Source organism: Edaphocola aurantiacus (assembly GCF_019797745.1).
Lineage (GTDB): Bacteria > Bacteroidota > Bacteroidia > Chitinophagales > Chitinophagaceae > Edaphocola > Edaphocola aurantiacus.
The window spans coordinates 263,294-282,138 of sequence record NZ_VOSI01000003.1 but is presented as its reverse complement, the minus strand read 5'-3'; the positions used below and the strand labels follow the sequence as shown (position 1 = coordinate 282,138).

Here is an 18,845-nt window from a genome sequence, read left to right as displayed (position 1 = left end):
ATTATTTTACAGTAGCTTTAAAGTGCAGCGGAATACGGTCCTGGTCTGCATTAGAGATCACCGTAATGCTTTTGCTTACATTACCGGCTTTCCCTTTGGAGTTAAAGGAGATTTTGATCTCTCCGTTCTGCCCCGGGGGAATTGGTGTTTTGGTATAAGAAGGAATAGTACAGCCGCATGTTGCAATGACATCGTCAATCATCAGCGGGTTTGCTCCTGTATTTCTGAATTTATAGGTATGTTCTACCAGATCGCCGTCTTTTATGACGCCGAAATCAAAAGTATCTTTATCAAATTTTACGGATGTCTTCGGACGATCTTTGATGATCGTTTTAGACGATTCCGGCACCGTGGTTACCGTAGCCGCATTGGCACTGTTTTCCCGTAAATTAAGCTTATTGAATAAAGCCGTTCTGCTCACACCGGAAAGTTCGATAAGTGCTATAGTGAATGCAGATAAGGTCAGTATTGTCAGCAGCGCAGTTTTCAGGTTAGCATTCATAAGAATTGTAATTTCGTATTTTCCTGTGCAAATATACCACTTTTAAGGTACAATACCAGTGAATTATAAGGGTTTAGCATCACTATTACCAGCTTCCGCTGGCCCCTCCGCCACCGAAGCTTCCACCACCGAATCCGCCGAATCCTCCACCTCCGCTACTTCCTCCGCCCCAGCCGGATCCGCCACCCCAGCCTGAGCCACGGCTACTACCGCCACGCATCATTTCACTCAGGATAGAACCCATAAAGATATCGGTGCCTCTGCGGCTGATGTATCTTCCGCCGCCACCGCCACCACCGCCGCGAGAAGCGATAATGATAAACAGCACAATGAAGATTATAATGGCCACTATTGCGATTGAAGGCAATCCTTCTTTTGAGGCTTCAGGTTCTGCTTTATATTCTCCCTGAGAGACTTTAATGATCGCCTCTGCCCCATTCAGTAATCCCTGGTAGTAATTCCCGGATTTAAAGAAGGGGGTAATCTCATTCCGGATAATGCGTCCGGCAAGCCCGTCCGGCAATACGCCTTCCAGCCCGTAGCCCGTAGAGATATTAAGTTTACGGTCACTGATTGCTGCCAGTATCAATGCTCCATTATCTTTTCCCTTACGGCCAATGCCCCAGCGATTGCCCAGTTCTATAGCGTATTGAGAAATATCATACTGACCGGTACTCCGGATCAGCACGATCGCGATTTGTGTAGAGGTTGCCTTATCAAAGCTGTCCAGCTTGGCTTCCAGCTTATTGAGGTCTTCAGTACTCAGAACACCTGCCAGATCATTCACCAATCTCGGGGGATTAGGTTTGGCCGGAAAATCCTTGTCTGACTGTGCCTGAGCGAAAAGCGGCAGCCAGCAGAGTAAAACAATACAGATCCTGAGGAGGCTGCGTTTCAGTATAGGTAAATAATTCATTATGCTTCTTGCTTCAGTTTTAATGTCCGAATACGATATCGTCCGGAATTTCATTTTTATCATCTCCCGGAACAGCAGGAAAATGCTGCACCAACGCTGATCCGATTTCTTTGACTACGGTGACCAGTCCCTCTGCCACTCTACCCTCTGCACAAAACCTGCGCAGTGTATCCAGTTCAGCTTTCCAGTATTCCTCTTTACCTACTTTCTGGTGTATACCTTCATCACCTACAATAGCCGCCTGCCGGTCTTTCAAGGCCAGGTATACCAGTACGGCATTGCGCTCCTGGGTCTGGTGCATCTGCAATTCAGAAAAGACTTCCCAGGCACGGTCTGCAGCATCTACAAAGCTGCAAAACGACTCAATATATACACGTAACTCTCCTGAGGTACGCTTTTCAGTATCCCTTATGGCCTGCACCACACTTTCGGCCTCTTCGGCCGCCAGCAATGGCTTATTCGGTTTGGAAAATATAGACAAGGTGTTATTTTTTTTAATCTGATCTCAAATGTAACATTTAAAATCAAATCTGAGGCACAAAAACCGGGATTATACAAGGGAATTTCAGCATAAATCCGAAGCCTTTCGGGCATTCACAAAAATTGATTAACTTGCGGGGATTCAGCAATCTAAACATTTTATGTCGAAAATTAAACAGAAAGAAATCAATGTATCTTCAGAAACCGGAACTTTAAAACGCCTGCTGGTACACAGCCCTGACAGTGGTCTCGGAAAAGTTGTTCCATCAAAAGCACAGGATTGGTTGTTCGAAGACATTGTGCACTTAGACACTATTCGCAGAAAAGAATACGATTACTATACCAAGTTACTTTTATACTTCCTGGATCCTGAGAAAATCAAAGGCAGACTGAGCAAAATTGACGATCCTAAAAATAAACGCAATTTCTACAAGCCAGGTCATAAAGACTTCCACGCATCGGACAAAGTAATAGAATTACAATTATTACTGAGCCAGATCCTGGAGCAGGAACATATCCGTATCAAACTGATCGCATCGGTTTGTGCAATCGAAAACTGCAGTTACGAAACGCAGCAGAGATTATTGGGCTATGAGCCGGATCAACTGGCTAAGATCTTCATCAGCGGTACACACAACGAAAATGAAATGATCTTCCCGCCGATTCCAAACTTCATCTTTACCCGTGATATCGGTATCACGATAAATGAATTTATCCTGCTGAATAAGCCGGCAAAGAAAGCGCGTACCAGAGAAGCATTATTGTCTAAATACATCTTCTTCAACCACCCGTTTTTTGCAGCATACAAAAATAACATCATTGAACTGCCCGATCTGCAGCATCACTTCCTGTTACCTAAAGAGGCAGAAGACCATAAAGTAACCCTGGAAGGTGGTGACGTTATGGTGGTGAGCAAAGATCACCTCCTGGTTGGCGTAAGTGAGCGTACCAGCTGGGATGCGGCATATCAGACAATCAAAGTATTGTTTGACCGTAAAGTGGTTAAGAAAATCACGATTGTAAAAATCCCGCGCAAGCGCGATTATATGCATATCGATACTGTATTTACACAGGTTAAAAAGAATGTATGGGTAATGCTGGGTATCTTCTCCGACAAATCGGTGAAACACCTGGACGGAGACAGCATTCAGAAGACTTTGGGTATTGTTCAGAAATCCAAAGATGATAAACTTAAAATCATCCAGTTCAACAGTAAAAACGTTGATAAACCGGTTTATTTTGAAAGCCTGGAAGAGTTACTGATCGACATCAGTACCAAAGATCTGGGTTGTAAAGAAAAAGAAGTAAAAATCATCTTATCCGGTAATGATGAGTTCCCGTACGATGTGCGTGAGCAATGGACAGACAGCTGTAACCTGTTAGCCATCAAAGAAGGGGTGGTACTGGGTTACGACCGCAATGACAAAACAGTAGAGGCATTTGAAGCTGCAGGATTTAAAACTGTAAAAGTAGAGGACCTGATCCATGAACTGGAAGCGGGTAAAATCGAGACTAAAGATATTACAGATACACTGGTACTGATGCCATCTGCCGAGCTGTCCAGAGCCCGCGGTGGATTCCACTGTATGAGCATGCCTTTATTAAGAGATAACGACTAAACATAAACCACATAGATCATGAGTAATTATGCTTTATTGATGGTACGCCCTTCCCGCTTTGGTTTTAATGCCGAGACGGCGGTGAATAATGCCTTCCAGGTAGCGGGCGACCAAAGCAATGTACAGGAAAAAGCATTGCAGGAATTTGACCATTTCGTGCAGACCCTGCGCGATAATCATATTGATGTATTGGTGATTCAGGACACAGAAGAGCCTCATACACCAGACAGTATATTCCCGAATAACTGGATCAGTTTTCATAAAAACAGTACCATTGTACTCTACCCTATGTTTGCCGAAAACCGCAGACTGGAGCGCAAAGAAACGGTAATGGATGCGATCCGTTCCCGTTATAATATCGACAATACTATAGACCTGACCAAAAACGAAGCACAGGACATCTTCCTGGAAGGTACAGGCAGTATTATACTGGATCGCAAACAGAAGATTGCCTATGCCAATATCTCTCCGCGTACAGATAAAAACCTGTTTAAGGAATTCTGCGAAGAGATGGGCTATGAACCGGTGATCTTTGAAGCGAAGGACGAGCATGGAAAAGACATTTATCATACCAATGTAATGATGTGCGTGGGTGATCGCTATGCGGTTATCTGCCTCGACTGTATCCCTGAAGCGCAGCGTGAAGGTGTGCGTGAAGCCCTGGAAAACAGTGGCAAAACGATTATCACCATCAGCTACGACCAGATGAATCACTTTGCGGGTAATATGCTGCAGGTAGAGAATACTGCCGGTGAGAAATTCCTGGTAATGTCTACCCAGGCATATGAATCGCTGAGCCCGGAGCAGGTTAGTGCAATCGAAAACTTTAACCCTATTATACATGTACCCCTGTATACCATCGAGCAAAACGGCGGTGGCAGCGCAAGATGTATGATGGCAGAAATCTTATTACCTAAAAAATAATTCAGCAGCAAGCCGTGTTACAGAAATTACTGATCAGGAATTATGCGATTATAGATGAACTCACGATTACGTTTGATGAACACCTGAACGTGATCACGGGAGAGACCGGCGCCGGTAAGTCTATCATACTGGGTGCCCTCTCGCTCATACTGGGTGAGCGTGCTGACACTTCTGTGCTGATCAACGCATCGGAGAAGTGTGTAGTAGAAGCCCATTTCGATACGGCAAAGCTGAAAACCTTCAACCAGTTATTACAGGAACATGAACTGGATGCAGAAGCACAGACCATCATTCGCCGTGAAATCAGTACCTCCGGCAAATCGCGTGCTTTTGTAAACGACACGCCGGTTACGCTTTCCGTGCTGAATGAACTGACTTCTACCCTGGTAGACCTGCATCGCCAGTTCGACAACCGTTCTCTGGATGACAGCCAGTTTATGTACGAGGCGCTGGATGCAGTAGCCGAAACACAGGAATTAGCCGATGCTTACCGCAATGCCTATAATACATTTAAAGCATTACAGCGCAGGGTACAGCAAATAGAACTGGAACAGGTATCCTGGCAGAAAGAAGCCGATTACAACCAATTTCTCTTTGAGGAACTGGAAGCGGCAAACTTTCAGGAAAATGAACTGGAAGACCTGGAAGTACAACTGAAACAACTGAGTAATGCGGAACTGATCCGCAATACGCTGACCGAAGGCTGCATCATCCTTTCTGAAGGGGAGCAACCGGTCAATACAGAATTGCGTCGTGTTGCACAACAGATACAGCAGTTAAGTGCGGTATTTCCTGCTGCAGAATCGCTTGCAGGAAGGCTGAACAGCGCTTACGAAGAATTAAAGGATATTGCACAGGAACTGTCGCACCTGCAAGAGAGTGTAGACCTGGATCCGGAACAACTGACGGAAATGCAGACCCGTTCGGACCTGGGTAACCGCCTGCTGAAAAAGCATGGTGTTAGTGAGACCAATGCCTTACGCGATATACACCAGCAACTGGCCATGACCATTGCACAGCAACAGAATGCCGATAGTACCCTGTCGCAATTGAAAGTTGAACTGGAACAGGCAGAAACAACCTTAAATGAGCAGGCTTCACAATTGCTGGAACAAAGAATGGCTAAAGCGGGCAGTTTTGCTGCAGACATTAACCAGTTATTGCAACTCATTGGCATGCCTAATGCAGTATTGCAGATTGTACTGGAGCCGGCAGATCATTTTACCCCACACGGTAAGGATCGTATCCAGTATTTACTGGATGCCAATAAGAGCGGCAAATTTGCCCCGGTGCAGAAAGCTGCATCCGGCGGGGAGCTGAGCCGTATTATGCTCAGCATCAAAACCCTTACGGCAAAAGCACTTCAGCTCCCTACCCTGATCTTTGATGAGGTGGATACCGGTATTTCCGGCGAGGCGGCCAAACAGGTGGGCGTACTATTACGTTCTCTGGGGGCTTATCACCAGGTAATGTGTATTACCCATCAGCCACAGGTAGCGGGCAAAGGACACCTGCACTTCTATGTTTACAAACAAATGGAAGAAGGCAAGATCAAAACCCGTGTACGTGCACTGAACACCGAAGAACGCATACGCCTGATCGCGCAAATGATCGGAGGAGAAGAGCCTTCGGAAGCAGCACTGAGTAATGCCAGGGAATTGGTTACGGTTTCTTAAATAAGCATTTATAAACTTATATATAATAATAGCGGTGATCTTTTGGTCACCGCTATTATTATATATATAACGTTCCGGATGCAGGTAAAACATCTTCCTTATCCCTGGTAGCCAAAAGGGATATCACCAGAACCGAACAGATCTATGCTCATTTTCTGAAAGCAGGTATCCATTAGATCAGTATTCCCTTACCGGTAATTTATATTCCTTTATGGAATATTGCCCATTTGGCATCTATAGTAGCTTTGCGCAACGCTCTATGTTTATGTATTGTAGTTTTGCACGGGACAGCCACATGGCTGTCCCTTTATGGATACTGCATATGCCGGATTGTGTGCCCGCAAAGCCTTGCAAACACTGAAAATCATCGTGGTTCTAAAAAATAAATTCATTTTTATAATTGACAATCAATAAGTTACAACAGTATCTTAAAAATAAGTAATAAAAATATTGGTAAAATAATATAGTCGATGTACCTTTGCGCTCCGTTTGCAAGTAAATGCTCCGGCATAGCTTGCTTAAGTATCAATTATAATTTTAAAACAGAAACAAATGTCTCTAAATCAATTGAGCTACAGAACACAGTCTGCAAATGAGAAAATCGTAAAACGCGATTGGTTCGTTGCTGATGCAACTAATCAAACATTAGGCCGTTTTTGCTCTAAAGTAGCTGCTGTATTACGCGGTAAAAACAAAGCGTATTTTACTCCACACTTCGACTGTGGCGATTATGTAATCGTTACAAACTCTTCTAAAATCGTTATGACCGGTAAAAAACTGGATCAGAAAGATTATCAAACTTATTCTGGTTACCCTAATGGTCAGAAACACGAATTAGCTAAAAACTTATTATCCCGTCGTCCTAACGCTGTTATCGAGCGCGGTGTAAAAGGTATGTTACCTAAAAACAAATTAGGTCGTGCTATGATCAAGAAATTGTTTGTTTACGAAGGTGCACAACATCCGCACACGGCACAACAACCAAAAGAATTCAAATACTAATATATTTCTCTCTGAGAATTCAAAATATTATAATATAAATGGAAAAGCAAACAAATGCAATTGGTCGTCGTAAAGAAGCTGTAGCCCGCGTATATATCAGCAAGGGTTCAGGTGCTATCAAAGTAAACGACAAGGAATATACTAACTATTTCCCATTAATCTACTTACAAAATCAAGTAGAACTGCCATTCAAAACTATTGAAGGTGCTGACAAATTTGACGTTGTAGTAAACGTTAAAGGCGGTGGTCCAAAAGGTCAGGCTGAAGCGATTAAATTAGCTATTGCCCGCGCTCTGTGCGAAATCAATGCTGAATATCGTCCTTCCCTGAAGAAAGAAGGTTTATTACACCGCGATCCACGTGCTGTTGAGCGTAAGAAATTCGGTAAACGTAAAGCACGCCGTAGCTTCCAGTTCTCTAAACGTTAATTCGCATATTACACTTCATTACTTATGGAGTGTGCATAGTAAAATTTTTTTCAAAACAATACTTAATATATTCCAACAATGGAAGAAAATAAATCATTACATCAGCAGTTATTGGAAGCGGGCGTTCACTTTGGTCACCAAAGAAAGAAATGGAACCCGAAAATGTTACCATACATCTTCAACGAGAAGAATGGTATCCATATCATTGACCTGAACAGAACAATTGAAGGTTTACAAGAGTCAGCTGCAGCACTGAAACAAATCGCGAAAAGCGGTAAGAAAATCATGTTCGTAGCTACTAAAAAGCAAGCTAAAGAAATCGTTTCTGAAGCAGCTGCTAAAGTAAACATGCCTTTCGTTACAGAAAGATGGTTAGGTGGTATGCTGACCAACTTCCAAACTATTCGTAAGAGCGTTAAGAAAATGCAATCTATCGAGAAAATGTTAAACGACGGTACGCTGGATAGCGTAACTAAAAAAGAGCGTCTGACTTTAACTCGTAGCAAAGATAAAATGGAAAAAGTACTGGGTGGTATCTCTCAAATGGGTCGTACTCCTGCTGCTCTGTTTATCGTTGACATCAGTCACGAGCACATCGCTTTATCTGAAGCTAAGCGTTTAGGTATCACTACCTTCGCTATGGTTGATACTAACAGTGATCCTACTAAAGTAGATTTCGCAGTTCCATCTAACGATGATGCTACTAAATCTATCGCGATCATCACTAACTACCTGACTGCTGCTATCATGGAAGGTCTGGAAGAAAGAGCACAAAACAAAGAAGTAGACGATCAAGAGCAAGAAGTTGAAGTTGCTGAGCGTCTGCGTGGTCTGGATCTGGATGAAGAAGAAGCAAACAAAGATGGTAAAAAAGCTACAGCGGGTAACCGTCGTGGTGGCAACACTGGTGGTGGTGCTAACAACAACCGTCGTGGTCCTGGTGGTCCAAACAAAAGATAATAAAATTGTCAACAATTTTATCGATACATTAATAAAGGCGTTCATATATGAGCGCCTTTATTTGTTATCTTTGTATCATATTATTAACGCATTATTTTATCATTATTATGCTGCCCGAACGATCTGCTGTGCAAGGAAAAGAAGCATTCTTATTAGCCCAGGAAGCGCAAAAGCCGGAAAGGTTTTTCTGCTCCTGTATCCGACAATGCGAACTGAAAAAATGTTGCAAGAAATACAAAAGGGGTAAACGGTGCAAAAGTTGCCCGAAGAGATAGTATACCCCATTAATAAATAAAGCAGGACTTATAGTCCTGCTTTATTTATTAAAAGTATATTTAGAAAGGAACGTCACCGTCGTCCGGAGGTGGTTTGAAACCTTTAAACTGGTTTCCTCCCATTTGATCCTCATCGTCAAAGTCTACAAAGTTATTGGCTTTGGACTGTAAGGTCTTAAATCCGCCGGTATCTGCACCGCCCTGTGTATATACACCACTGTTGCCGAAATCGTCCGCATTTTGTATGCCAGTGAACGAAGAGCCACTATTGCCTCCCCATTCCTGCTCACCCTGTAATTCCACGAATTTCTGGTATTCCAGCTGGGCAACCAGTTTTACACTATCCAGGCGACCATTACGATGCTTGGCTATATTGATATGTGTTTCTCCTTTTACGGTTTCGCCATGCTCATCATTGCTGATACCGTGGTATTCCGGACGATAGATGAACATTACCATATCGGCATCCTGCTCAATCGCACCGGATTCCCTAAGGTCACTCAGCTGCGGGATCTTACCTTTATCACCGGAACGCGTTTCTACCGCACGACTCAACTGTGACAGGGCAATGATCGGGATACTCAGCTCTTTGGCCAGCCCTTTCAGCTCTCGCGATATTTTGGAGATCTCCTGCTCACGGTTACCACCATCACCGGTACCATGCATCAATTGTAAATAGTCAATGATAACTAACTGAATGTCATGCTTCACTTTAAGACGACGGCATTTTGCCCTCAACTCAAAGATATTCAGACCTGCCTGGTCATCAAGGAATAAAGGTGCTTTTACCAGGCGATCCATACGCTCGGTCAGCTGCACCATTTCATAGTCTTCCATTTTACCCCGACTGATGCTCTCCAGCTTTACTTCCGTTACCATACTCAGCAAACGTTTTACGAGCTGCGTATTACCCATCTCCAGCGAGAATACAGCAACACCCTTGGGCTCGGCACTTAGGGCCGCATTTACCGCCAGATTGAGGGCAAATGCCGTTTTACCCACAGCGGGACGGGCGGCAAGAATGATAAGATCCGTTTTCTGCCAGCCACCGGTAATTTCATCCAGTGAAGGGAAGCCGGTTGGCACACCGGTAAGGTCATCTTTCTTTTTACGGGCTTCTTCGATCTCATCCAGGGTACGCACCAGGATATCTTTGATCGATTCTGAATCTTTTTTCAGGTAGCTGTTCCCAATATCGAACAGGTCCTGCTCTGCTTTATCCAGCAGTTCAAACACATCCGTCTTATCTTCGTATGAATCCGCAACAATATCGCCTGCAATGCGGATCAGCTCACGCTGAATGTATTTCTGCATTACAATACGGGCATGCGATATCACGTGAGAGCTGGTTACAACCGACTGTGTGATTTTCGTCAGCTGGTATGCACCACCAATCAGTTCCAGTTCGCCGGTACGGCGCAATTCTTCCATTACCGTCAGCAGGTCGATCTCGGATTTTTTATCCTGTAATCGCTGTATAGAGGCATAGATAATCTGGTGGGCATTTACATAGAAGCAATCCGGTTTAGGCAGGATCTCCATCACATCCGAAAGCTTGTCTTTCTCCAGCAGAATGGCTCCTAGTACGGCTTCTTCGATCTCGCGCGCCTGTGGCGGGACCTTACCGTAAATAGCAGACGGATCTGTTGTGGTTTTTGACTTTCTTCCGGGATTCAGATTCTTTTTAACGTTCACATCCATATGGCCTAAGTGTTTTTTTCAGGTATACTAAGAGGAGTACCTTTCATTTTTGGGATAGCGAAGGTAAGTTCAAAATCGCTAATAAAACCGCTTTAAAGGAAGTTTAATTTTCCAATCGTAGGTGTTCATCTTATGCACATAAAAGTAAGGTTATCAACCGCACTACCGCTCTTTTTAACATATTTATACCATTATACACATGAAATAAACATTATATCAACATAGTTATCCACCATATTAAAATCGCTCAGGGTATAGAAAGTACTTATTGAATTTTGATTTCATTCCCCGAAATAAGCTGTACCTTTACAGGCTATTACAAACCATCAAATCCAACATACACAATGGCTTTAATAGCACCTTCGATCTTATCGGCAGATTTCCTTCAGTTAGGCAAAGACGTAGATATGGTGAACAGCTCTGCAGCAGACTGGTTCCACCTGGACGTTATGGACGGCCGTTTTGTACCTAATATCAGCTTTGGACTGCCCGTAATCAGCGCGATCAGCAGACAGGCTAAAAAGACCCTGGACGTACACCTGATGATCGTGGAACCGGAAAAATATGTACAAGCATTTGCTGCTGCCGGTGCACACAACCTGACGGTACATATCGAAGCCAGTACACATTTACACAGAACCATTCAAACCATTAAAGCAGAAGGTATGAAAGCCGGTGTTGCTGTAAATCCGCACACCCCTATTCACCTGCTGAATGATGTTATTGAAGAACTGGACCTGGTATGCCTGATGAGCGTAAATCCGGGATTCGGCGGTCAGCAGTTTATTCCTCAGACCCTGAAAAAAATCCAGCAATTACGCCAGCTGATCAATGAAAGCAACAGCAATGCCCTGATCGAAATCGACGGTGGAGTAACGCTGAACAATGCTAAGACAATTATTGATGCCGGTGCAGATGTACTGGTTGCAGGCAACACTGTATTTAATGCCGCAGACCCGATTGCGACTATTGCAGCGCTGAAGCAATTATAATATTACTCGTTCTTATGGACATGAAAAAGGCCTGTACAGTGTACAGGCCTTTTCTATAATCGGTATTTCTTAATCAACAATTTCCATAAACTCTACACCACACTTCTTCAGTTCCTTCAGTATAGGCACATATACTTCCGGCATAACCGGTATATGCACACCAGTAAGGTATTTTGAAGGTAATCCATCCTGGATAATGCGTTTAGCCAGTATAGCCATCGGCAGACCAACGGTCTTCGCCATCGCACTGAACAAACGGTTTTCGCCCTTAACCACAAGGTTAGACGTCAGCAATACCGGAACACCTTTACGCTCATATGCAACCTGGTGCTGCATTACAACCATGTCCTTATCCAGCACATGCAGGTTCCATTTATCTTCCAGTACATCCTGTATGATATCGGCAGAGCTGAACAGGCCCTGGCGTTTAATCTGCTTTTTGGTATCAAACATATCCAGCCATTCCAGCGCTTTCAATACCTTATCATCGATACCGTATTTTTCAGCAACAGCTATTCTGAAATTGTCTGTAATCGGGAGATCTGTTTTGAAGGAGATCCAGTCTGCATAAGACTTTCCTGACGTATCGAAAGCATCTTCTTCTGTAGTCAGTCCCATCTTGATCACAAAGCTCCAGGCTTTAGAGAATGCAGGGTGACGTAAAGTTGCTCTCATAAAAGTACTGACCTCACTCAGGTCATACAAATCTACATATTTGAGAGAATCGCGGTTTGGATAGTAACTTAAGGTACCCAACCCTTCTACTTTAATCTTTTTATTATTGACATACAACTGATCATAGTCCATCTTCTGCACCTTGCCATTTTCCATCCATTCGGCACCGGCTTTACCTGCCAGTACTACATTACGCGGGTTCCAGCTGATCTTGTAATGCCAAGGATTATCATCGCTTTCCGGAGCAACTAATCCACCGCAGAAACTTTTAAAACTTTTGATATCTCCTGCAATTTTCTGAATGCTGTGAATGATCTGCATGGCAGACATATGGTCAATACCCGGGTCCAGTCCCATCTCACACATAAACAGCAGACCGGCTTCTTTTACGGCCTCATTCATGGCTTTAATTTCCGGAGAAACGTATGAAGAGGTAATGAGGTGTTTTTTATATTTAAGGCAATCCTGTGCGAGAAGAAAATGCAGACTCGGGGGCAGCATGGATATCACCAGGTCGGAACCGGCTACCAATGCCTCTCTCTGCTCATTATTGTGTACATCTATTGCCGCTGCAACACCTTTTGGGTGATTGTTGAGTTTTTCCGCGATAGCCTCAGCAGAAGCGTCCATTACCACTACTCTCCATTCCTGCCGTGCATTCTTCAACAAATAATCTATCAGATAGGATGATGATTTTCCTGCACCGGCTACTAGAATCGTTTTCATTATTTTTATGGTCTGTTTTAAAGAATCTTTATTGATAGGAAATGAAACTCATTTGTAAATTTGCTGCAATTTCCCAAAAAGTATCCAAAAAAGGGCACTTTATTTCAAAAAAGTCTAAAATTCAAATAATCGCAATATGATCTGGCATGATGGCATCCCTACTCTCGAGGCTGTAAACGAGATGTCCCGAAACACTTTGGGCGCTCACCTCAACATGATTTTTACCGATATCGGAGCTGATTACATAACGGCCAGTATGCCGGTTAATCATACGACGCACCAACCTATGGGATTACTGCATGGCGGCGCTTCTGCGGCCCTGGCAGAGACTGTAGGCAGTGTAGCCGGCTGGCTCTGTATCAATAAAGAAAAGCAAAACTGTGTAGGCCTGGAACTGAACTGCAACCACGTAAAAGGCAAAAGAGAAGGTACCGTGTATGCAACAGCAAGGCCGCTGCACATCGGGGGCAGTACGCAGGTATGGGATATCAGGATACTGGACGAACAGGATAAACTGATCTGTGTTAGCAGGCTTACGATTGCGGTGATCCGTAAAATTGCTCCATAAAAGATCGGGACTAATAGTCCCGATCTTTTATAAAATCATCTATGTTTATCTACTGATCTTGGTAACCATATGTCCGTCCTTTTGTCCGGCAACAAAAGGACCAAAAGTGCCTGTTTTCATCAAGGCGATTGCTAGGCACCGGCATTTTGTACCGTTGCGTGCTTTGATCGTCTGAGCTTAACGTATGGTCCGTTCGCTGCTCAGCGATCGCATCTCCAACCAAAATGACTATCGCTGTGATGAAAACAACAAGCGATCCGTACAGAACAGATCGCTTAGAATGGCCTTATAAATCCGGCGTCAAGAAAATCATTGGCTCGGTCGACAAAGTCGGAAACCAAAAGAGTAATATTGGGTATTACTTGCTAAATGCAGGTAATCAATTCCATTAATTCTGTACAATTAAGCATATTCCTGCATGGCTGCTTCCAGTGCACTTTCCTGGTCAAATAAAGAGACCAGCCTGCGGATTACATTTTCTACCTGTGCATCCGGGCAACTCGCTCCTGAGGTAATCATTACCCGCAACGGATTTTTGCCCATCGTATAATCTGCAGTTGTATGCTCCTGCTTATCTGACAATACGAAGTGACGGATATGCTCCTCGTCGATCAGACAGGTTTCATTATTGATAAAATAGGTCGGTAGTACCTCCTGGCAAAGCTCTACCAGATGAGAGGTATTGCTGGAGTTATATCCACCGATTACCAGTGCAATATCAGCCTCATGCTGCAGCATTTCCGTAACCGCATTCTGATTGTCATTGGTAGCATAGCACAGGGTATCCCGTGTATCGGCAAAATGATTTTTCAGCTGATCGTCATCCAGCTGATAATGCGTTTTAATGGTTTGCTTCAGGTATTCTGCAATACCTTGTGTATCGCTGGCCAGCATGGTAGTCTGGTTCACCACTCCGATGCGGCTCAGATCTTTTGCCACTTCAAAGCCGTTTGAATATTGTCCTTTAAATTCTTCATAAAACTGCTCCTCCGGTAATGCTCCGGTTATATATTGCGCCAGTCGCTTTGTCTGGTTCATATCCTTCACCACTATGGTTGGTGTATTGGCTTTACTATGCGAGAAGGTTGCCCTGGTCTCTTCATGATTCGGCTTACCATGCACCACAATAGTGTAGCCCTCATTACCAATTTTTTCGGAGCGATTCCATACCTTTTCTACAAAAGGGCAGGTCGTATTATAAAGGGTTGGTTCGATTCCTTTTTCTTTCAGAATCGCCTCTATTTCAAGCGTGGTGCCGAATGCCGGTACAATCACGATATCATCTTTATGCAATTCATCCCAGGAAATCAGCTGGTTGCCCTTGGTATCCATGATAAACTGCAGTCCTTCTGCAAGCAGATCAGCATTCACCTGCGGGTTATGAATCATTTCGCTGAGCAGGAAGATACGCTTACCCACGTTATCGTGAATCGCCTTAAACGCAATCTCAATCGCATTCTCCACCCCATAACAAAAGCCAAAGTGTCGGGCCAGGATGATCTCCAGTTTATTCAGCTTGAGTATACTGGGTGCAAAATCTTTCTTTAATTTATCCAGGCCTTTGCGATGTGCTTTAATGGAAGTGATGATCGGACTTCTGTAATGCAGGGGTACTTCAAATGATTTCATTGCTGCAAAGATAGGTTTTTCCGTGATGACAAAAAGAGGCCAATTTTACATATCTAAAAATAAACTATGCCAGCATAATCAATCCTAGCAAGGGTTTTAATTAACAAAAAAATATAAAATAAATTTGGTTATGAAGAAATATAGTCTATATTTGCTATTAACAACAACAAAATTTTCATCATTTAAAAAACATAAAAGATTATGAACAAAGCAGAATTAATCGACAAAATCTCCAAAGACGCTGGAATCACTAAAGTGCAAGCCAACGAAGCTTTAGATTCTTTTACAAGCAGCGTAATCAGTGCGTTAAAAGGTGGCGATAAAGTTACTTTAGTAGGTTTCGGTACTTTCTCTGTATCAGAACGTTCTGCTCGTAACGGCCGTAACCCACAAACCGGTGCAGTTATCAAAATCAAAGCTCGCAAAGTTCCTAAGTTCAAGGCGGGTAAAGAATTCGCAACAAAAATCGGTGGTAAGAAGAAATAATTTTACCCATTTACATACGTAACATGCGAAAAGCTTTTCAGGAGTTTTTCGCATGTTGCATTTCATAGCAAGTATATCGTAGGCTGAAGAAGAATGCCAACATACTTTTTCTGTATCACCTTTTTTTTATACATTTGCACAAATTTCATTAACGATTAAAATTTATTACCATGGGCAGAGGTGACAACCGTTCTAAAAGAGGTAAAATTTCAAATGGTACATTTGGAGTTAACCGTCCGAAAAAAGCTAGAAATGCTAAAGCAAAAGCTAAAGCTTAATTTCCATAAAAATCTTTCCTGAATAAATATTAATTTTAGGGAAGATTTTTTAGTTTTAATCAGTACCGTCATGAACAATCCGATTCTCAGGTTAAGAAGTTTTGTAGAGTATCAGGCTTTCGGTGTATGCACCAAGCTGGGTGAAAAAATGGGTATCGCCTCCGGGAAGATCCGTTTATGGTTTATTTACATCTCTTTTTTAACACTGGGTTCTCCGCTGATTATCTACATGATAATGGCCTTCATCATCAATATGCGTCAATACATCTGGCTTCGCCGACGCAATCCACTCCGTGCCTGATTTATGATTTAAGGTTTCCTTAAGCAATTAGGCCATTATATTTCGTTACTTTTGCGCCGGATAAACCCTACTCATAAGGCTCATGGACGCAATTCTCGATTTTCTGCATAATCTTACCGACCCCAACTGGATTATTGACCACGGTGGATACTATATTGTTTTAGCAATTGTATTTGCCGAGACGGGACTGTTACTGGGTTTTATTCTTCCCGGCGATTTTCTCCTGTTTATTACCGGTACGATTATTGCAAAACCGGAAGCCCTGACGCCATTCGACAACCATATGCAGAATATGGTTTTCTGGGAACTGATGATCATACTTGCAGCCGTACTGGGCAATATGGTCGGATACTGGTTCGGCCGCAAATCGGGTAAATATCTCTTCGAAAGAAAGGACACCTGGTACTTCAAAAAGAAACATATTATACAGGCAAAAGACTTTTATGAGCGTAAGGGCGGCGGTGCAATTATCCTTGCCCGTTTCCTCCCTATTGTTCGTACCTTTGCGCCAATTGTAGCCGGTGTTGTAGGTATGAATTACAAAAAATTCATGCTGTACAATGTGATCGGTGCCGTGATCTGGGTGGGCCTGCTGGTAACTGTAGGTTACTTTCTGGGTCGTAATCCATGGGTAGAACGCAATCTCGAGTACATTGTATTGGGTATGGTTCTGGTCACTACGGTACCGGTGCTCGTCAAAATGATCTTCGGCAAATCGAAAGCCGGCGATCAGCTCCCGGCCAATGGCAAAACTGCTTAGTCTGAGAAAAATATATACATACCTTTTGGCACTCTGTTGCCTGCTGCCCATCGCCCCGCAAGCGATGGGTCAAGTATTTAAAGACACCCTGAAAGACGTGTCTGTTACCGAACAACGTAAGGTATACCAGCAGGATGTGAAAAGTACTTTCCAAACCGGACAGACCCGCATCAGCATAGACAGCATAACCCTGCTGCAATACCAGCAGCTCTCCCTGGCCACACTGCTGGCACAGCAAAGCACTGTATTTGTCAAGTCTTATGGCATCAACAGCATGGCTACCCTATCCTTCCGCGGCGCCTCTTCGGCCCAGTCGGCGGTACTCTGGAAAGGTATACCCATCCTGAATCCGGCACTGGGTGTATCGGATGTATCGATGCTCCAAACCGGATTGTTTGATAAAGTAAGCCTGCAATATGGCAGTAATGCCGCTATGCTGGGCAGCGGAAACGTAGGCGGGGCATTGCTCCTGGAGCAGCAATCGGAATATGCAAAAGGCAATCACTACCGTATCGGCCTGGGTGCCGGTAGCTATGGCCGTAAAGAAGTCAATACTCAGGTCATTCTGCAGCCTAAAAAATGGCTGATCAAATGGAATGCATTCGGTCAGCTGGCCAATAACAATTTCCCCTATACTGATCTTGACGGAGCGGTGGTACACACCAGCAATGCCGGGTTAAAAGCCTTTGGCAGTATCCTCTCTGCAACATATAAGATAGATCCGACACAGCACATCAGTGCTGATGTATGGTACCAGCGTTATTACCGCGAGATACCCAAAGCAATGTTCGAAGACTTTTCGGCTAAAGTGCAAAGGGATGCTTCTTTGCGCACTTTACTGCACTGGGAAAAACTGCATCGCCAGAACACCTTTTACGCTAAATTCTCCCTGAATAAAGAGGACCTTCACTACACGGACTCCTCTTTCCTGATGGATAACCGTAATACAGTATATCAGTATTACCAGGAACTGGGCTGGAAAAATAATTTTCATATCGGCGGCACAAAGGCCATGCATACGATCCTCGTTATGTCACCCTTTCAATATGCGACCATACAACTGCCGGGCAATGAACGGCAACAGCAACAAAGACCGGCACTGGCAGCTGCGTACAAGTACCTGAGTGGCAATGAGCGTCTTGGTTTACAGGCCAATCTGCGCCAGGAATGGAATATGGGTACAGCCTTCCCCATACTACCGGGTATAGGAGTACATTATGCACTGGTGCGAAATGCACGCTGGCAATGGTCATGGGATGCTACCCTGCAAAAGACATACCGCTTGCCTACCCTGAACGAACTCTATAACTTCCCGGGAGGCAATGAACAATTGAAACCGGAACAGGGCTGGAACCGCGAGCTGGCCTATACTTTACACTGGAACAATACCAAAGGGACGATTCAGTTCGATCAGCAGGTCAACTATTTCAACCGCCATATCAAGGACTGGATATACTGGCTGGGTGGCGCCATCTGGACTCCGCATAATATTGCTGAGGTGCATAACCGCGGTATCGAAACGCATAATACCCTGCGCCTGCAACTGAGTAAACCGCTGCAGCTGCAACTGGGTTTACGTACGGCTTATGTACTCTCTACTACCGAAAAGAGTGATATGCCTAATGATAACAGTATTGGCAAACAGATCCCTTATACCCCACGATATAACGGACAGATCAATATAGGCTTGCACTGGAAGCAATTGTTTGTAAATTACAACCACACGTATACCGGTTACCGCTTTATTACTACGGATGAATCACTGTATACCCTGCCCTATAACCTGGGCAATGTACAGGCTTTATATACCTTTACGGCAGGTTCTGTAAAAATGCAGGCCAGCCTGCAGGTACAGAACCTGTGGAATACGGCTTATGTAGTCATCGCACAAAGACCTATGCCACAGCGCTATTGGGTTGCCGGACTGCAGTTTGAACTTTAAAGATA

Annotated in this window: 19 protein-coding genes; 13 read left to right on the top strand and 6 right to left on the bottom strand. The window is 43.9% G+C overall.

Annotated elements, in window-relative coordinates; translation table 11 throughout:
* Position 1 precedes the first annotated feature (1 nt).
* The 3 genes from FTD44_RS09960 to FTD44_RS09950 all read right to left on the bottom strand — a co-directional run bounded on the left by FTD44_RS09960 (position 2) and on the right by FTD44_RS09950 (position 1,899).
* On the bottom strand, positions 2–502 hold the full coding sequence (locus FTD44_RS09960) for a DUF1573 domain-containing protein (RefSeq protein ID WP_222166306.1): 501 nt from the start codon (positions 500–502) through the stop codon (positions 2–4).
* Positions 503–587: 85 nt separating this feature from the next.
* Positions 588–1,418, bottom strand: coding sequence for a TPM domain-containing protein (locus FTD44_RS09955; protein ID WP_129021611.1), 831 nt, complete (start codon positions 1,416–1,418; stop codon positions 588–590).
* 19 nt (positions 1,419–1,437) lie between these two features.
* Entirely contained in the window at positions 1,438–1,899 is a 462-nt protein-coding gene (locus tag FTD44_RS09950; protein WP_129021613.1) for a TPM domain-containing protein, read from the bottom strand.
* A 160-nt stretch (positions 1,900–2,059) separates the two neighbouring features.
* Between FTD44_RS09950 and FTD44_RS09945 the strand changes: the two genes are divergently transcribed.
* From FTD44_RS09945 to rpsB, 6 genes are all read left to right on the top strand, one after another.
* Positions 2,060–3,517: an arginine deiminase family protein gene (locus FTD44_RS09945; protein WP_222166305.1), complete on the top strand. Its 1,458-nt coding sequence runs from the start codon at positions 2,060–2,062 to the stop codon at positions 3,515–3,517.
* Positions 3,518–3,535: 18 nt separating this feature from the next.
* Positions 3,536–4,441 carry a citrulline utilization hydrolase CtlX gene (gene ctlX, locus FTD44_RS09940; RefSeq protein ID WP_246625398.1) on the top strand — a complete coding sequence of 302 codons (906 nt, stop codon included), beginning with the start codon at positions 3,536–3,538 and terminating at the stop codon, positions 4,439–4,441.
* A gap of 14 nt (positions 4,442–4,455) precedes the next feature.
* On the top strand, positions 4,456–6,117 hold the full coding sequence (gene recN, locus FTD44_RS09935) for a DNA repair protein RecN (protein ID WP_222166304.1): 1,662 nt from the start codon (positions 4,456–4,458) through the stop codon (positions 6,115–6,117).
* A 552-nt stretch (positions 6,118–6,669) separates the two neighbouring features.
* Positions 6,670–7,119, top strand: a complete 450-nt coding sequence (gene rplM / locus FTD44_RS09930) for a 50S ribosomal protein L13 (RefSeq protein ID WP_222166303.1) — start codon at positions 6,670–6,672, stop codon at positions 7,117–7,119.
* A 38-nt stretch (positions 7,120–7,157) separates the two neighbouring features.
* On the top strand, positions 7,158–7,547 hold the full coding sequence (gene rpsI, locus FTD44_RS09925; RefSeq protein WP_129021619.1) for a 30S ribosomal protein S9: 390 nt from the start codon (positions 7,158–7,160) through the stop codon (positions 7,545–7,547).
* A 78-nt stretch (positions 7,548–7,625) separates the two neighbouring features.
* Positions 7,626–8,507, top strand: coding sequence for a 30S ribosomal protein S2 (gene rpsB, locus FTD44_RS09920; protein ID WP_129021621.1), 882 nt, complete (start codon positions 7,626–7,628; stop codon positions 8,505–8,507).
* A gap of 335 nt (positions 8,508–8,842) precedes the next feature.
* Here the strand turns inward: rpsB and dnaB are convergent, their stop codons facing one another.
* Positions 8,843–10,483 (bottom strand): replicative DNA helicase, encoded by a 1,641-nt coding sequence (gene dnaB / locus FTD44_RS09915; RefSeq protein WP_222166302.1) that lies wholly within the window; start codon positions 10,481–10,483, stop codon positions 8,843–8,845.
* A gap of 344 nt (positions 10,484–10,827) precedes the next feature.
* Here dnaB and rpe point away from each other — a divergent pair, with 344 nt between their 5' ends.
* A complete protein-coding gene (gene rpe, locus FTD44_RS09910) occupies positions 10,828–11,475 on the top strand; it encodes a ribulose-phosphate 3-epimerase (RefSeq protein ID WP_222166301.1) in 648 nt (215 codons plus the stop codon).
* 69 nt (positions 11,476–11,544) lie between these two features.
* On the opposite strand, the gene FTD44_RS09905 is transcribed toward rpe, so the two are convergent.
* The gene (locus FTD44_RS09905; protein WP_222166300.1) at positions 11,545–12,876 is read right to left on the bottom strand and encodes a saccharopine dehydrogenase C-terminal domain-containing protein; all 1,332 of its coding nucleotides are present in this window, start codon (positions 12,874–12,876) and stop codon (positions 11,545–11,547) included.
* A gap of 136 nt (positions 12,877–13,012) precedes the next feature.
* Between FTD44_RS09905 and FTD44_RS09900 the strand changes: the two genes are divergently transcribed.
* On the top strand, positions 13,013–13,444 hold the full coding sequence (locus FTD44_RS09900; protein WP_222166299.1) for a hotdog fold thioesterase: 432 nt from the start codon (positions 13,013–13,015) through the stop codon (positions 13,442–13,444).
* A 402-nt stretch (positions 13,445–13,846) separates the two neighbouring features.
* On the opposite strand, the gene FTD44_RS09895 is transcribed toward FTD44_RS09900, so the two are convergent.
* Complete coding sequence (locus FTD44_RS09895) at positions 13,847–15,073, bottom strand: 4-hydroxy-3-methylbut-2-enyl diphosphate reductase (protein WP_222166298.1); 1,227 nt, start codon at positions 15,071–15,073, stop codon at positions 13,847–13,849.
* A 201-nt stretch (positions 15,074–15,274) separates the two neighbouring features.
* Between FTD44_RS09895 and FTD44_RS09890 the strand changes: the two genes are divergently transcribed.
* From FTD44_RS09890 to FTD44_RS09870, 5 genes are all read left to right on the top strand, one after another.
* Complete coding sequence (locus FTD44_RS09890; protein WP_129021627.1) at positions 15,275–15,559, top strand: HU family DNA-binding protein; 285 nt, start codon at positions 15,275–15,277, stop codon at positions 15,557–15,559.
* 170 nt (positions 15,560–15,729) lie between these two features.
* Positions 15,730–15,837 carry a 30S ribosomal protein THX gene (locus tag FTD44_RS09885; protein ID WP_129021628.1) on the top strand — a complete coding sequence of 36 codons (108 nt, stop codon included), beginning with the start codon at positions 15,730–15,732 and terminating at the stop codon, positions 15,835–15,837.
* 70 nt (positions 15,838–15,907) lie between these two features.
* Positions 15,908–16,138, top strand: coding sequence for a PspC domain-containing protein (locus FTD44_RS09880; protein WP_246625397.1), 231 nt, complete (start codon positions 15,908–15,910; stop codon positions 16,136–16,138).
* An 82-nt stretch (positions 16,139–16,220) separates the two neighbouring features.
* On the top strand, positions 16,221–16,898 hold the full coding sequence (locus FTD44_RS09875) for a DedA family protein (RefSeq protein ID WP_222166297.1): 678 nt from the start codon (positions 16,221–16,223) through the stop codon (positions 16,896–16,898).
* On the top strand, positions 16,882–18,840 hold the full coding sequence (locus FTD44_RS09870) for a TonB-dependent receptor plug domain-containing protein (protein WP_222166296.1): 1,959 nt from the start codon (positions 16,882–16,884) through the stop codon (positions 18,838–18,840). Before FTD44_RS09875 ends, FTD44_RS09870 begins: the two co-directional genes overlap by 17 nt.
* The last annotated feature ends 5 nt before the right edge of the window (positions 18,841–18,845 follow it).